General features: G+C 66.4%; 13 protein-coding genes. 9 read left to right on the top strand and 4 right to left on the bottom strand.

Going from position 1 to position 14,082, the window contains the following annotated elements:
- The first annotated feature begins 163 nt into the window (after positions 1-163).
- The 7 genes from map (at position 164) to QC821_RS13645 (ending at position 7,928) form a co-directional block, all read left to right on the top strand.
- The gene (gene map, locus QC821_RS13675; RefSeq protein ID WP_309722468.1) at positions 164-955 is read left to right on the top strand and encodes a type I methionyl aminopeptidase; all 792 of its coding nucleotides are present in this window, start codon (positions 164-166) and stop codon (positions 953-955) included.
- 1 nt (position 956) lies between these two features.
- Positions 957-3,632 (top strand): [protein-PII] uridylyltransferase, encoded by a 2,676-nt coding sequence (locus tag QC821_RS13670; RefSeq protein ID WP_309722466.1) that lies wholly within the window; start codon positions 957-959, stop codon positions 3,630-3,632.
- 106 nt (positions 3,633-3,738) lie between these two features.
- A complete protein-coding gene (dapC, locus tag QC821_RS13665) occupies positions 3,739-4,935 on the top strand; it encodes a succinyldiaminopimelate transaminase (protein ID WP_309722463.1) in 1,197 nt (398 codons plus the stop codon).
- A gap of 13 nt (positions 4,936-4,948) precedes the next feature.
- The gene (locus QC821_RS13660; protein ID WP_309722461.1) at positions 4,949-5,293 is read left to right on the top strand and encodes an arsenate reductase; all 345 of its coding nucleotides are present in this window, start codon (positions 4,949-4,951) and stop codon (positions 5,291-5,293) included.
- A 56-nt stretch (positions 5,294-5,349) separates the two neighbouring features.
- Positions 5,350-6,375: a 2,3,4,5-tetrahydropyridine-2,6-dicarboxylate N-succinyltransferase gene (gene dapD, locus QC821_RS13655; RefSeq protein WP_309722458.1), complete on the top strand. Its 1,026-nt coding sequence runs from the start codon at positions 5,350-5,352 to the stop codon at positions 6,373-6,375.
- Positions 6,362-7,531 (top strand): succinyl-diaminopimelate desuccinylase, encoded by a 1,170-nt coding sequence (dapE, locus tag QC821_RS13650; protein WP_309722456.1) that lies wholly within the window; start codon positions 6,362-6,364, stop codon positions 7,529-7,531. The genes dapD and dapE overlap by 14 nt, the downstream gene beginning before the upstream one ends.
- A 7-nt stretch (positions 7,532-7,538) precedes the next feature.
- Positions 7,539-7,928 carry a hypothetical protein gene (locus QC821_RS13645; protein ID WP_309722453.1) on the top strand — a complete coding sequence of 130 codons (390 nt, stop codon included), beginning with the start codon at positions 7,539-7,541 and terminating at the stop codon, positions 7,926-7,928.
- Positions 7,929-8,028: 100 nt separating this feature from the next.
- Here QC821_RS13645 and QC821_RS13640 read toward each other — a convergent pair whose 3' ends face one another.
- Positions 8,029-8,505 (bottom strand): cold-shock protein, encoded by a 477-nt coding sequence (locus QC821_RS13640; protein WP_309722450.1) that lies wholly within the window; start codon positions 8,503-8,505, stop codon positions 8,029-8,031.
- 146 nt (positions 8,506-8,651) lie between these two features.
- Between QC821_RS13640 and QC821_RS13635 the strand changes: the two genes are divergently transcribed.
- Positions 8,652-8,894, top strand: coding sequence for a SlyX family protein (locus QC821_RS13635; RefSeq protein ID WP_309722447.1), 243 nt, complete (start codon positions 8,652-8,654; stop codon positions 8,892-8,894).
- 31 nt (positions 8,895-8,925) lie between these two features.
- Here the strand turns inward: QC821_RS13635 and trxB are convergent, their stop codons facing one another.
- From trxB to QC821_RS13620, 3 genes are all read right to left on the bottom strand, one after another.
- Entirely contained in the window at positions 8,926-9,876 is a 951-nt protein-coding gene (gene trxB / locus QC821_RS13630) for a thioredoxin-disulfide reductase (RefSeq protein ID WP_309722445.1), read from the bottom strand.
- Between the two features lie 171 nt (positions 9,877-10,047).
- A complete protein-coding gene (locus tag QC821_RS13625) occupies positions 10,048-10,650 on the bottom strand; it encodes a peroxiredoxin (protein ID WP_076746281.1) in 603 nt (200 codons plus the stop codon).
- A gap of 119 nt (positions 10,651-10,769) precedes the next feature.
- The gene (locus QC821_RS13620) at positions 10,770-10,979 is read right to left on the bottom strand and encodes a zinc ribbon domain-containing protein (protein WP_309722441.1); all 210 of its coding nucleotides are present in this window, start codon (positions 10,977-10,979) and stop codon (positions 10,770-10,772) included.
- A 278-nt stretch (positions 10,980-11,257) separates the two neighbouring features.
- On the opposite strand from QC821_RS13620, the gene acnA reads away from it, so the two are divergent.
- Positions 11,258-13,996 carry an aconitate hydratase AcnA gene (gene acnA, locus QC821_RS13615; RefSeq protein WP_309722438.1) on the top strand — a complete coding sequence of 913 codons (2,739 nt, stop codon included), beginning with the start codon at positions 11,258-11,260 and terminating at the stop codon, positions 13,994-13,996.
- Positions 13,997-14,082 lie beyond the last annotated feature (86 nt).

Raw genomic sequence — 14,082 nt, 5'->3', positions numbered from 1 at the left:
ATTATCGTCTCCCCGCGTCGAGCGCTCAAGGCCCGTCCGCACTCCGGTCAACGATTGCAGGAAAGCGCGCGGCTTTATACCATAGTTCGCTACCGAGATGAAGTCGCCGGCCGCCTTTGGCGTCCACTTCCGGCGCGTTACCCGCCTCCAGATTCGAGACCCCATGAACGTTCCCATCAAGACCGCAGCGGAAATCGACAAGATGCGCGAGGCCGGTCGCCAGGCCGCCCGCGTGCTGGAAATGATCGCCCCCCACGTCGAGGCCGGTGTCTCCACCGGCAGGCTCGACCGGCTGTGTCACGAGTTCATCGTCGACGAGCTGGGCTCGACGCCGGCCCCGCTCAACTACCACGGTTTCCCCAACGCCACCTGCACCTCGATCAATCACGTGGTCTGCCACGGCATCCCCGATGACGCCAAGAAGCTCAAGAAAGGCGACATCATGAACATCGACATCACCGTCAAGACCGCCGACGGCTACCACGGCGACTCGAGCAAGATGTTCGTGATCGGCGAGACCATCCAGGGCGAGCGGCTGTGCCGCGTCACCCAGGAGTGCCTCTACAAGAGCATCGCCCTGGTCAAGCCCGGCGCCCGGCTTTCCGAACTGGCGCGGGTCATCCAACAGCACGCCGAGACCAATGGCTATTCGGTGGTGCGCGACTTCTGCGGCCACGGCATCGGCGCCGGCTTCCACGAGGACCCGCAGATCCTGCACTACGACGGCTACGCCCCGGAGGCCGATATCGCCCTTGCCGAGGGCATGTGCTTTACCATCGAGCCGATGATCAACGTCGGCGGCTATCGCACCAAGGTGCTGCGCGACGGCTGGACCGCAGTAACCAAGGATCGCAGCCTGTCGGCGCAGTGGGAGCACACCCTGCTGGTCACCGCCGATGGCGTCGAGGTGCTCACCGCCCGCGCTGAGGAAGACCTCAGCTTCCTCGACCGCTGATATGCTACTGCACCACTACCGCTTCACGCCCGACACGACGCTGTTCGACGAGAACACGCTTCGCACCGAGCTAGACGGCAGTCGCTCGCCCATCGCGCCGTTCAAGGCGGCGCTGCGCGAGATCCAGGCCCGCCTCGACGAGCGCTTTCGCGCCGGCGCCGACATCCGTGACCTGATCCACGGCCGCGCCTGGTGCCTCGACCGGCTGCTGCAGGTGGCCTGGTCGCGCCACGCCTGGCCCGACGACGGCATTGCGCTGCTGGCGGTAGGCGGCTACGGCCGCGGCGAGCTGCACCCGCACTCCGACATCGACCTGCTGCTGCTGCTCGAGCACGACGACGACACCCCCTACCGCGAACCGCTCACCGATTTCATCACCTTCCTGTGGGACATCGGGCTCGAGATCGGCCACAGCGTACGCTCGCTCAACGACTGCCAGCGCGAGGCCGAGGCCGACGTCACGGTGATCACCAACCTGCTCGAGACCCGCACCCTGGCCGGCGACGAGCGGCTGCGCGAGGCCATGCGCGAGCGCCTCTCCACCGAGCGGCTATGGCCGGCGGACCGCTTCTTCGAAGCCAAGTGGCAGGAGCAGATCACCCGCCACTACCGCTACAACAACTCCGAGTATCACCTCGAGCCCAATATCAAGAGCTCCCCGGGCGGGCTGCGCGACATCCAGATGATCGGCTGGGTGGCCAAGCGCCACTTCGGCACCCTGCGCTACGAGGACGTGGTCGACAACGGCTTCATGAACGACGCCGAGCTGCGCATCCTCAGCCAGGGCCAGGCCTTCCTGTGGCAGGTACGCTATGCGCTGCACATGCTCACCGGGCGCGCCGAGGATCGCCTGCTGTTCGATCACCAGCGCGCCATCGCCGAGCTGTTCGGCTACCGCGACACTCCCGAGCGCCTCGCCGTCGAGCAGTTCATGAAGCGCTATTACCGCCACGTCACCGCCCTGGCCGGCCTCAACGACATGCTGCTGCAGCACTTCGACGAGGTGATCCTGCGCGGCGACGAGCGCCTGGAGACCGCCCCGCTCAACGACCGCTTCGAGATCACCGGCGGCTATATCCAGGCGCGCCACCCGCGGGTCTTCCGCCAGCGGCCGGCGGCGCTGCTCGAACTCTTCCTGCTGATGGCGCAGCATCCCGAGATCGAGGGCGTACGCGCCGAGACCATTCGCCTGATCCGCGACAACCGCCACCGCATCGACGACCTGTTCCGCGACGATGTGCGCCACCAGAGCCTGTTCATGGAGCTCATGCGCTCCAGCGGCAACGTGGCCCGCCAGCTGCGGCGCATGAACCGCTACGGCGTGCTCGGCAAGTACCTGCCGGAGTTCGGCCAGGCGGTGGGCCTGATGCAGCACGACCTGTTTCATATCTACACCGTCGATGCCCACACCCTGCGGCTGCTCAAGTTCATTCAGTGCTTCCGCGAGCCTGAGGGACGCGAGGCGTTCCCGGTGGCCGCCACCCTGGTCCATCAGTTGCCCAAGCTCGAACTGCTGTGGATCGCCGGGCTCTATCACGATATCGGCAAGGGCCGCGGCGGCAACCACTCGCTGATCGGCGCCCGCGACGTCGAGGGCTTCGCCGAGCGCCACGGCCTCTCGCCCCGCGACACCCGGCTGCTCAGTTGGCTGATCGAGCACCACCTGCTGATGTCGAAGACCGCCCAGAAGCGCGATATCACCGATCCCGACGTGATCCGCGACTTCGCCCGCCAGGTGCGTGACGAGGTACACCTCGACTACCTCTACGTGCTGACCGTGGCCGATATCAACGCCACCAATCCCTCGCTGTGGAACGGCTGGCGCGCCAGCCTGCTGCGCCAACTGCATGCCGAAACCAAGCGCGCCCTGCGCCGCGGCCTGGAGAACCCGCTGGACCGCGACGACTGGGTGCGCGAGACCCGCGAGGAGGCGCGCTCGCTGCTGGCCAGCGTCGGCGCCGACCCGGCGCGGGTCGAGCGCCTCTGGGAGTCGCTCGGCGAAGACTATTTCCTGCAGTACGCGCCCAGCGAGATCGCCTGGCAGACCCAGGGCATCCTCGGCCACGGCGACTCGCAGCTGCCGCTGATCCTGATCAGCGTGCCCACCGAGGACATGGCCGAGGGCGGCACCAAGGTGTTTATCCACACCCGCTCGGTAGACGACCTGTTCGCCGCCACCGCCGCCGCCATGGAGCAGTTGGGGCTGTCGATCCACGACGCGCGTATCGCCACCTCGAGCAACGACTGGACGCTCAACACCTTTATCGTGCTCGACGACGACGGCGAGGCGATCCGCGACCGCGAACGCATCGAGGCGATTCGCCGCCACCTGGTCGAGGAGCTCGACGACCCCGACGACTACCCCCAGATCGTCACCCGCCACACCCCGCGCCAGCTCAAGCACTTCAAGGTACCCACCCAGGTGCTGATCGAGCAGGACCCGGCCAACGAACGCACCCTGCTGGAGCTCACCGCCCCCGACCGCCCCGGCCTGCTGGCGCGGGTCGGGCGCATCTTCATGGAGCAGGACATCGCCCTCTCGGCGGCCAAGATCGCCACCCTGGGCGAGCGCGTCGAGGACGTCTTCTTCATCACCACCAAAGGCGGCGAGCCGCTTACCGACCCCGAGCGCCAGCAGCGCCTGCGCGAGCGACTGATCGAGGTGCTCGGCGTCTAGCGGGTTTGAGGCGCCTTCGCCGCTTCCCTATAATCCTCGGGTCATGCCGCCGCCGTCGGCGTCGACCCGCCCACGTTTCCGCCGCCTCGAGGCGACCAGGACAGCCATGAACCCCGATCTCGATGCCCTCAAGCCCTATCCCTTCGAGAAGCTCGCCGCGCTCAAGGCCGACGTCACCCCGCCAGCGGCGCTGACGCACATCCCGCTGACCATCGGCGAGCCGCAGCATGCGCCCTATGCCGGCGCCCTCGAAGCGCTGGTGGCGCATCAGCAGGAGATGGCACGCTATCCTGCCACCCATGGCATGCCCGAGCTGCGCCGCAGCATTGCCGGCTGGGCAGCGCGGCGCTTCAGCCTCGATGGCCTCGATCCCGACACCCAGGTGCTGCCGGTCAACGGTACCCGCGAAGCGATCTTCGCCTTCGTCCAGGCGGCACTCGACCGTAGCCGCCCAGCCAGGGTGGCGGTGCCCAACCCCTTCTACCAGATCTACGAAGGGGCGACGCTACTGGCCGGCGGCGAGCCGCTCTACCTCGACTGCGTGGCCGAGCACGGCTTTCGCCCGGACCTCGAGGCCGTATCCGCCGAGACCTGGCACCAGGTGCAGATCGTGTTCCTGTGTTCGCCGGGCAACCCCACCGGGGCGGTGACGCCGCTGGCCGATTTCCAGCGTCTGCTCGAACTGGCCGACGAATTCGACTTCCTCATCGCCTCCGACGAGTGCTACTCCGAGCTCTACCTCGACGAAGCCGCGCCACCGCCTGGACTGCTGCAGGCGTGTGCGGCGCTGGGCCGCCACGACTACCGGCGCTGCCTGGTCTTCCACTCGCTCTCCAAGCGCTCCAATCTGCCCGGGCTACGCTCCGGGTTCGTGGCCGGCGACGCCGCCCTGATTGCGCCGTTCAAGCGCTACCGCACCTACCACGGCTGCGCCATGTCGCTGCCGCTGCAGCGCGCCTCCATCGCCGCCTGGCAGGACGAGCAGCACGTGCTCGCCAACCGCAACGCCTACCGCGAGAAGTTCGCCGCGGTGACCGAGATCCTCGCACCGGTGATGGAGTTCCCAGCCCCCCAGGCAAGCTTCTACCTGTGGCCGGCGGTGCCCGGCGGCGACGACGCGGCCTTTACCCGGGCGCTCTACGCTGAAGAACATGTCAGCGTGCTGCCGGGCAGCTATATGGGCCGTACCAGCGCCGACGGCCACAACCCCGGCAGCGGCCGCGTGCGCCTGGCGCTGGTCGCCGAGCTCGAGGCCACCGTCGAGGGCGCCCGCCGCCTGCGTCGCTTCATCGAACGTCAGTGAAGGAGGACTGCCCATGCTGACCCTGTTTGGCATCAAGAACTGCGACACCTGCCGCCGGGCGCGCAAGGCCATGGACGCCTCCGGCGTGCCCTACCAGTTCCACGACCTGCGCGAGGATGGCCTCTCGGCGGCACTGCTCGAGCACATCCTCGAGCGGGTGCCGGTGATGACCCTGCTCAACAAGCGCAGCACCACCTGGCGCCAGCTCGACGACGCCGACAAGCAGGAGATCGACGCCAACCGCGCCCGCGAGCTGATGCTGGCCCACCCCACCCTGCTCAAGCGACCGCTGCTGGATACCGGTGACGATATCCTGGTCGGCTACCGCGACGGCGACTACGACAACCTGTCGGTCTGAGCCACGGCTCAGCCCGCTGACACCCTTTCACTGACGTCTTTCAAGAGGACACCTGCATGCTCAGCTTTGCACTCGGCATCGGCACCCAAAACACCCAGGGCGACTGGCTGGAAATCTACTACCCGGCGCCGCTGTTCCAACCCGACGCAGCGCTGGTCGAGGCCGCCCGCCAGGCCCTGGATGCGCCGGCCGGCAACGCTGCGGTGAGCTTCCTGCCCGAGCACTGCGGCGCACTGGCAGCCGCCCTCAAGGCCGCCGGCAACCCCGAGCAGGCCGAACTCGCCGAGTCGCTGGCGGCCAGCCAGCGCCCGCTGGTGGCGACCTTCCTCGACAGCGACACGCCGCCAGAGAACGCCCCTGAGGTCTACCTCAAGCTGCACCTGCTGTCGCACCGCCTGGTCACGCCCCACCAGTTGGACCTGACCGGCATGTTCGGCCTGCTGCGCAACATCGCCTGGACCAACGAGGGGCCCATCGATATCGAAGAGCTGCCGGCACGCCGCCTCAAGGCGCGCCTCGAGGGCCGCGCGCTGTCGGTGGACTGCGTCGACAAGTTCCCCAAGATGACCGACTACGTGGTGCCCAAGGGCATTCGCATCGGTGACACCGCGCGGGTGCGGCTGGGCGCCTACCTCGGCGAAGGCACCACCGTGATGCACGAGGGTTTCGTCAACTTCAACGCCGGCACCGAGGGCCCGGGCATGATCGAGGGCCGCATCTCCGCCGGCGTGATGGTCGGCAAGGGCTCGGATCTCGGCGGCGGCTGCTCGACCATGGGCACCCTCTCCGGCGGCGGCAACATCGTGATCAAGGTCGGCGAGGGCTGCCTGATCGGTGCCAACGCCGGCATCGGCATTCCGCTGGGCGACCGCTGCACCGTCGAGGCCGGGCTCTACATCACCGCCGGCGCCAAGGTCACCCTGCTCGACGATCAGGGTCAGGAGGTCAAGACCGTGGCCGCCCGCGAGTTGGCCGGCCAGGACGACCTGCTGCTGCGCCGCAACTCCCAGAACGGCCGCATCGAGTGCCTGACCAACAAGAGCGCCATCGCGCTCAATGAGGCGCTGCATGCCCACAACTGAGTCGCAGCCCCTGTCGCCGACCCTGGCACTGGCCATCGACCTGATGGCCAGGCCTTCGGTGACGCCCGATGACGAGGGCTGCCAGGCGCTGATGATCGAGCGCCTCGCGGCGCTGGGCTTCCACACCGAGCGGCTGCCATTCGGTGACGTCGACAATTTCTGGGCGGTACGCGGCCACCACGGCCCTGTACTGGCCTTTGCCGGGCATACCGACGTGGTGCCCAGCGGTCCGCACACCAGCTGGGAGACGCCGCCCTTCGCGCCCTGCATCGACGCCGAGGGCATGCTGCGCGGCCGCGGCGCCGCCGACATGAAGGGCAGCCTGGCGGCGATGATCACCGCAGTGGAGCGCTTCGTCGCCGCCCACCCGGACCACCACGGCAAGCTCGCCTTCCTCATCACCTCCGACGAGGAGGGCCCGGCGATAGACGGCACCCGCGCCGTGGTCGAGCACCTGCGCGAACGCCACGAGCGGCTCGACTACTGCATCGTCGGCGAGCCCTCGTCCACCGAGCGCCTCGGCGACGTGATCAAGAATGGGCGGCGTGGCTCGCTGGGCGGCGTGCTGCACGTCAAGGGCGTGCAGGGTCATGTGGCCTATCCGCATCTGGCGGCCAACCCCATTCATGCGGCGACACCGGCGCTGGATGCCCTGGTGCGCGAGCACTGGGACGACGGCAACGCCTTTTTTCCCGCCACCAGCTTCCAGATCTCCAACCTTCGCGCCGGGACTGGCGCCACCAACGTGATCCCCGGCGAGCTGGAAGCGGTGTTCAACTTCCGCTACTCCACCGAGGTGACCCACGAGCAACTGCGCGAGCGCACCGAAGCGATCCTCGACGCCCACGGCCTCGACTACCGCCTAGACTGGACCCTCAACGGCGAGCCCTTCCTCACCGCCGAGGGCGAACTGGTAGAAGCCGCGGTAAGCGGCGTCGAAACGGTGACCAAGCAGCGGCCGGCACTGTCGACCAGCGGCGGCACCTCCGACGGTCGCTTCATCGCCACCCTGGGCAGCCAGGTGGTCGAGCTGGGGCCGCTCAATGCCACCATCCACCAGGTCAACGAGCGCGTGCGCGCCGCCGACCTGGACACCCTGAGCGAGATCTACGAAGCCATCCTGGTGCGCCTGTTCGCCCATGGCGAGACCAACTGAGGTGCCCATGCAGCGCTATCCGGATATCGAGATCTACCTCGCCGCCGACGCCAGCGTCGAGGCAGTCAGCCAGTGGCTGAGTGAAAGCCTCGACGCGGCGCCACTAGGCCCTGCCGGCAAACGCCAGTGGCGCACCAGCGGGCACCTGCAGGGCCAGCGCATCCCGGTGCTGCTGGTCGAGCAGGCCGCCGACGGCTTCAGCAGCCTGTGGTTCGACAGCGACGCCACGCCCTGGCCGCGCGACGCCGACTGCGCCCGCGACGCCAGTCAGGCGCTGGCCTGCGAGGTGCGCTGCTCGCTGGGCGGCTGGCAGCCAGGCGACGACCCCGACCGCTTCTGGCGCATTCTCCCCGACGGCCGCGAAGAGGCCATTACCTGGCCCGACTCCGGCCAATAACCGAGGCCAGGCCTGAAACGACATCGCCCCGCGCGAGCGGGGCGATGTCTGATGATGGTGTAACCACCTAGCTATCGAAAGCTGACGAGCGAACTTCGCTTCAGGTAATCACGGTGACGTCGTCGGCTTGCAACCCCCGCTCATTCTCGACCACGTGGTAGCGTACCTTCTGGCCCTCGGCCAGGGTACGATGCCCCTTGCCACGGATGGCCCGGAAGTGCACGAAGACATCGTCGCCGTTGTCGCGGGTGATAAAGCCATACCCCTTGTTGACGTTGAACCACTTGACCTCGCCGATCTCGCGATCGTCGTTCTCGATGTCGGCCAATACGGCCGAGGCAGGCGACGCCGAGGGCGACAGCACCTGCACCGCACTGGTCGCGACCAGCAGTAGCAGGAAAACTGCCGCGGCGACGGCCATATAGACGCCAGCTACGCCACCGAGCTCGAGCGATGCCAGCAGCTGCTGGGACAGCAGACCGCCGGTGAACGAGACGAACAGAGTGATCAACAGGGGAGCAGGCGCGGCGAGCAGGAGACTGATGATAAGACAGCGAACAAACACCTTATGATTCATGGACCTCAACTTCTCTTGTTGTGGTGGACGTGGATACTAGCTATGACAATCACGGTCTTGCCCCCCGGCGTGATGACCGACGGACTACAGTGACATTGGATGAAGGTGCAGCGATGAACGGCAACACGCAACGCGGCGATTCTAGCATGCCTGATCACGAGTCGCTCGCCGGCCTGGCCGCGCGACTGGAGGCCCTCGAGAACCGCACTGCCCACCAGGAGCACTGGCTGGATCAGCTCGACGAAGCGGTCGCGAGTCAGGAGCGACGCCTACAGGAGCTGATCCGACTCAACGCCGTGATGCAAAAGCGCCTGCGCGAACAGCAGCAGGCGCTGAATGACCAGCCCGAGGGCTTCGACCCCGGGCAGGAGCTCCCGCCGCACTACTAGCCAGCAGTGGCGAGGCGCTGGGCGCTGGGCGCTAGCCAATCTCGTCCAGGTAGCGCTCGGCGTCGAGTGCCGCCATGCAGCCGCTGCCGGCGGAGGTGATCGCCTGGCGGTAGACATGGTCCATGACGTCGCCGGCGGCAAACACGCCCGCCACGCTAGTCGCGGTGGCGTTGCCCTCGAGGCCGGACTTGACCTTGATATAGCCGTTGGCCATGTCCAGTTGGCCCTCGAACAGGCCGGTGTTGGGGGTATGGCCGATGGCGATGAACACGCCGGGTGCGGCCAGTTCCTTGGTGCTGCCGTCGGCGGTAGACACCAGACGCACGCCGGTCACGCCGCTGTTGTCGCCCAGTACCTCGTCGAGAGTATGGTTCCACTCGATGGCCATATTGCCGTTCTCGACCTTGTCGAACAGCTTGTCCTGCAGAATCTTCTCGGCGCGCAGGCTATCGCGACGGTGCACCAGGGTCACCTTGGCGGCGATATTGGAGAGGTACAGCGCCTCCTCTACGGCAGTATTGCCACCGCCGATCACCACCACCTCCTGATTGCGGTAGAAGAAGCCATCGCAAGTAGCGCAGGCCGACACCCCCTGGCCCATGAACTGCTGTTCCGAGGGCAGCCCCAGATAGCGGGCGCTGGCGCCGGTAGCAATGATCAGCGCATCGCAGGTATAGGTACCACCGCTGCCGATGAGCGTGAAGGGTCGGCTGCGCAGGTCGACTTCGTCGATATGGTCGAACAGCACCTCGGTCTCGAAACGCTCGGCGTGACGCTTCATGCGCTCCATCAGCTCGGGGCCTTGCACACCCGCGTCGTCACCCGGCCAGTTGTCCACGTCGGTGGTGGTGGTTAGCTGGCCGCCGGCCTGCATGCCGGTGATCAGCAGCGGCTTGAGGTTGGCGCGGGCGGCATACACGGCGGCGGTATACCCGGCCGGGCCGGAACCGAGAATGATCAGGCGTTCGTGGCGTGCGTCCATGGATGACCTCATGGGTGTCTTGAATGATGGCGGGTAGCGTTAGTGTCGCACTGGCGACGCATTGCGGCATGGCGACCCCGGTCGACATGCCGCAGTGCACCGGAAGCCGAGTGTATCACTCCACCAACGCAAAGAGGCGGCCCGCAGGCCGCCTCCCAGCAAGCGCTCGGCTTACAGCGCCTTGGAGTGGGCGCCGAGGTACTTGGCGACGCCTTCCGCGGTGTCCTTCATGCCTTCCTGGCCTTCGTCCCAGCCGGCCGGGCAGACTTCGCCGTGCTGCTGGTGGTGCTTGAGCGCCTTGACCATGCGCAGCATCTCGTCGACGTTGCGCCCCAGCGGCAGGTTGTTGACGGTCTGGTGCTGGACCACGCCGTGCTCGTCGATCAGGAAGGAAGCACGCATGGCGACGCCGGCTTCCGGATGCTCGATGCCGTAGGCCTGGGTCACTTCGTGCTTGACGTCGGCCACGATCGGGAAGCCGACCTCGCCAATGCCGCCCTTCTCGGGAGACGTCTTGCGCCAAGCATGGTGGGTGAACTGGGAGTCGATGGAGACACCGATCACCTCGACACCGAGCTCCTTGAACTGCGCCAGACGGTTGTCATGAGCGATGATCTCGGAGGGGCATACGAAGGTGAAATCGAGCGGCCAGAAGAACAGCACGCGCAGCTTGCCGTGGCTGTCGGAAAGCTTGAAATCATCGACGATCTCGCCGTTACCCAGCACAGCAGCAGTTTCGAAATCGGGGGCTTGGCGGCCTACCAGTACGCTCATTCAGGTCTCTCCCTTGAGGTGCGAATGATGATTGTGTGATCAAAATAGTGGCTAAGACTAAAGTCAAAGCCATGATATTGGCAATCAAGTTGATCAATTGATGCCATAGTCCAATGCTATCACACCACGTCATCATCGCGCCCCAAGGCAACCCCCTCCAGCTCACCGCTCTGTGGCGATACACTGATACGCAGCTGGATCGGCGCGCAGCAGCGCGGACAGTCCTCCCATGTCATATGGCTGCCCTGGCTGGCGTCGACCAGCAGGTCGAAGGCGGTACTGCAGTAGGGGCAGTGCACCGCCCGTGAAGTGAGCATCTCTTCATGCATCGGGGAAGCTCCTGTCATCGTCGTGCCATTCGCGTGGGGTATTACCTAGATCGGCCCTGCTCGGGGGCACGCCTGCGTCACTCCAGCATAGACGCTGAGTGTGAAGACAGGACGCGTCACTCCGGCAGCGCTTGAAATCAGCGCCTATCATGACCATGTGATACGAGGGTCTGTTGACGTTTCGCTCACGGCCGCGCGATGAAACGTCAACAGACCCTAGCGACCGCGCTTTCGTGCGCCCCGGATGGGCGCCCATCGCTCTTCATGAGGAGGAGACCATGAGCCACACGACCCCCGACACACTGAGCCAACTCGAGGCCGGCGGGCAGACCTATCACTACTACAGCCTGGCCAAGGCTGCCGAGACGCTCGGCAATATCGATCGCCTGCCGATGACCCTCAAGGTACTGCTCGAGAACCAGCTGCGCTTCGCCGACGATGAGAGCGTCAGCGTCGACGACATGCAGGCGCTTGTCGACTGGCAGCAGCAAGGCCGCTCGAGTCGTGAGATCGGCTATCGCCCGGCCCGGGTGCTGATGCAGGACTTCACCGGCGTGCCCGGGGTCGTCGACCTGGCCTCGATGCGTGCCGCGGTGGCCGAGCTGGGCGAGGATCCGGCGCGCATCAATCCTCTATCCCCGGTGGACCTGGTCATCGACCACTCGGTGATGGTCGACAAGTTCGGCAACCCCACGGCGTTCAAGGACAATGTGGCCATCGAGATGGAGCGCAACCGCGAGCGCTACGAGTTCCTGCGCTGGGGCCAGGACGCCTTCGACAACTTCCGCGTGGTGCCACCGGGCACCGGCATCTGCCACCAGGTCAATCTCGAATACCTGGGCAGAACGGTGTGGACCAAGGAGGTCGACGGCAAGACCCTCGCCTACCCCGACACCCTGGTCGGCACCGACTCCCACACCACCATGATCAACGGTCTCGGCATTCTCGGCTGGGGCGTGGGCGGCATCGAGGCCGAGGCGGCCATGCTTGGCCAGCCGGTATCGATGCTGATTCCCGAGGTGATCGGCTTCAAGCTGACCGGTAAGCTGCGCGAAGGCATCACCGCCACCGACCTGGTACTGACGGTCACCGAGATGCTGCGCAAGAAAGGCGTAGTCGGCAAGTTCGTGGAGTTCTACGGCGACGGGCTCGACGACCTGCCGCTGGCCGATCGTGCCACCATCGCCAACATGTCGCCGGAATACGGCGCGACCTGCGGTTTCTTTCCGGTCGACGAGGAGACCCTCAACTACCTGCGCCTGACCGGCCGCGAGGATGCCCAGATCGCCCTGGTCGAAGCCTACAGCAAGGCCCAGGGGCTGTGGCGCGAACCCGGCGCCGAGCCGATCTTCAGCGACACCCTGCAGCTCGACATGGGTGACGTCGAAGCCAGCCTGGCCGGCCCCAAGCGCCCCCAGGATCGCGTCGCGCTGACCGACATGAAGGCGACCTTCGAGGCGCTGATGGGCGATCGCCTGAACGAAGTGCCGACCACCGAGAAGGGCCGGCTGTTCTCCGAAGGCGGCCAGACCGCCGTGGGCGTCGAGCAGAGCTATGAGAACGCCGACAGCCGGGATGTCGATTACGCTGGCCAGCAGTTCAGCCTCGACCACGGCGCGGTTGTCATCGCCGCTATCACCTCCTGCACCAACACCTCCAATCCCAGCGTGATGATGGCCGCCGGCCTGCTGGCGCGCAAGGCGCGCGAGAAGGGTCTGACCACCCAGCCGTGGGTCAAGACCTCGCTGGCGCCGGGCTCCAAGGTGGTCACCGACTACCTCGCCGCCGGCGGCGTGCAGGAGGATCTCGACGCCCTGGGCTTCAACCTGGTGGGCTACGGCTGCACCACCTGCATCGGCAACTCGGGGCCGCTTCCGGACTCCATCGAGCAGGCCGTCAATGAGGGCGACCTCACCGTGGCCTCGGTGCTCTCGGGCAACCGCAACTTCGAGGGCCGCGTGCACCCGCTGGTCAAGACCAACTGGCTGGCCTCGCCGCCGCTGGTGGTGGCCTACGCCCTGGCCGGCAACGTGCGCCGCGACCTCTCCAAGGAGCCGCTCGGCGAAGGCAGCGACGGCAAGCCGGTATATCTCCAGGACATCTGGCCGTCCCAGGCCGAGATCGCCGAGGCGGTGGAGAAGGTCAAGACCGAGATGTTCCGCAAGGAGTACGCCGAGGTGTTCGACGGCGACGACGTCTGGAAGGCCATCGACGTGCCCCAGAGCGAGGTCTATCAGTGGCCCGAGTCGACCTATATCCAGCACCCGCCGTTCTTCGATGGCATGGGCAGGGAGCCGGAGGCCATCGACGACGTCGAGGACGCACACATCCTGGCCATGCTCGGCGACTCGGTGACCACCGACCATATCTCGCCGGCCGGCGCCATCAAGCCCGATAGCCCCGCCGGGCGCTACCTGCAGGAGCACGGTGTCAAGCCGGTGGACTTCAACTCCTACGGCTCACGCCGCGGCAACCACGAAGTGATGATGCGCGGCACCTTCGCCAACGTGCGGATCAGAAACGAGATGCTCGACGGCGTCGAGGGCGGCTTCACCCGCCATGTGCCGAGTGGCGAACAGCTGGCGATCTATGATGCGGCGATGAAGTACCAGCAGGAAGGCACGCCGCTGGTGGTGGTGGCCGGCAAGGAGTATGGCTCCGGCTCGAGCCGCGACTGGGCCGCCAAGGGCACCCGGCTACTCGGCGTACGCGCGGTGCTGGCCGAGTCCTACGAGCGCATCCACCGCTCCAACCTGATCGGCATGGGCGTGGTGCCGCTGCAGTTCCCCGAGGGCGAAAGCCGCCAGTCGCTGGGCCTGACCGGCGACGAGACGATCTCCATCGAGGGGCTCGGCGAGCTCAGCCCGGGCAGCAAAGTCAAGGTGACCATCAAGAGCGACAAGGGCGAGAAGAAGCTCGATGCGCTGTGCCGCATCGATACCGCCAACGAGCTGGCCTACTACCAGCACGGCGGCATCCTGCACTATGTGCTGCGCAAGATGATCGGCAGCGCCTGAGGCCGCGAGCGGCGCCTGAAGGCGCCAACCTGAAACGCCCAGCCGGCTGACCGGCTGGGCGTTTTTGTGTTGGTTACGGCGATACA

Origin of the sequence: Franzmannia qiaohouensis (assembly GCF_031451695.1) — a bacterium.
Classification (GTDB): domain Bacteria; phylum Pseudomonadota; class Gammaproteobacteria; order Pseudomonadales; family Halomonadaceae; genus Franzmannia; species Franzmannia qiaohouensis.
This window is presented reverse-complemented; position numbering and strand designations above follow the sequence as displayed.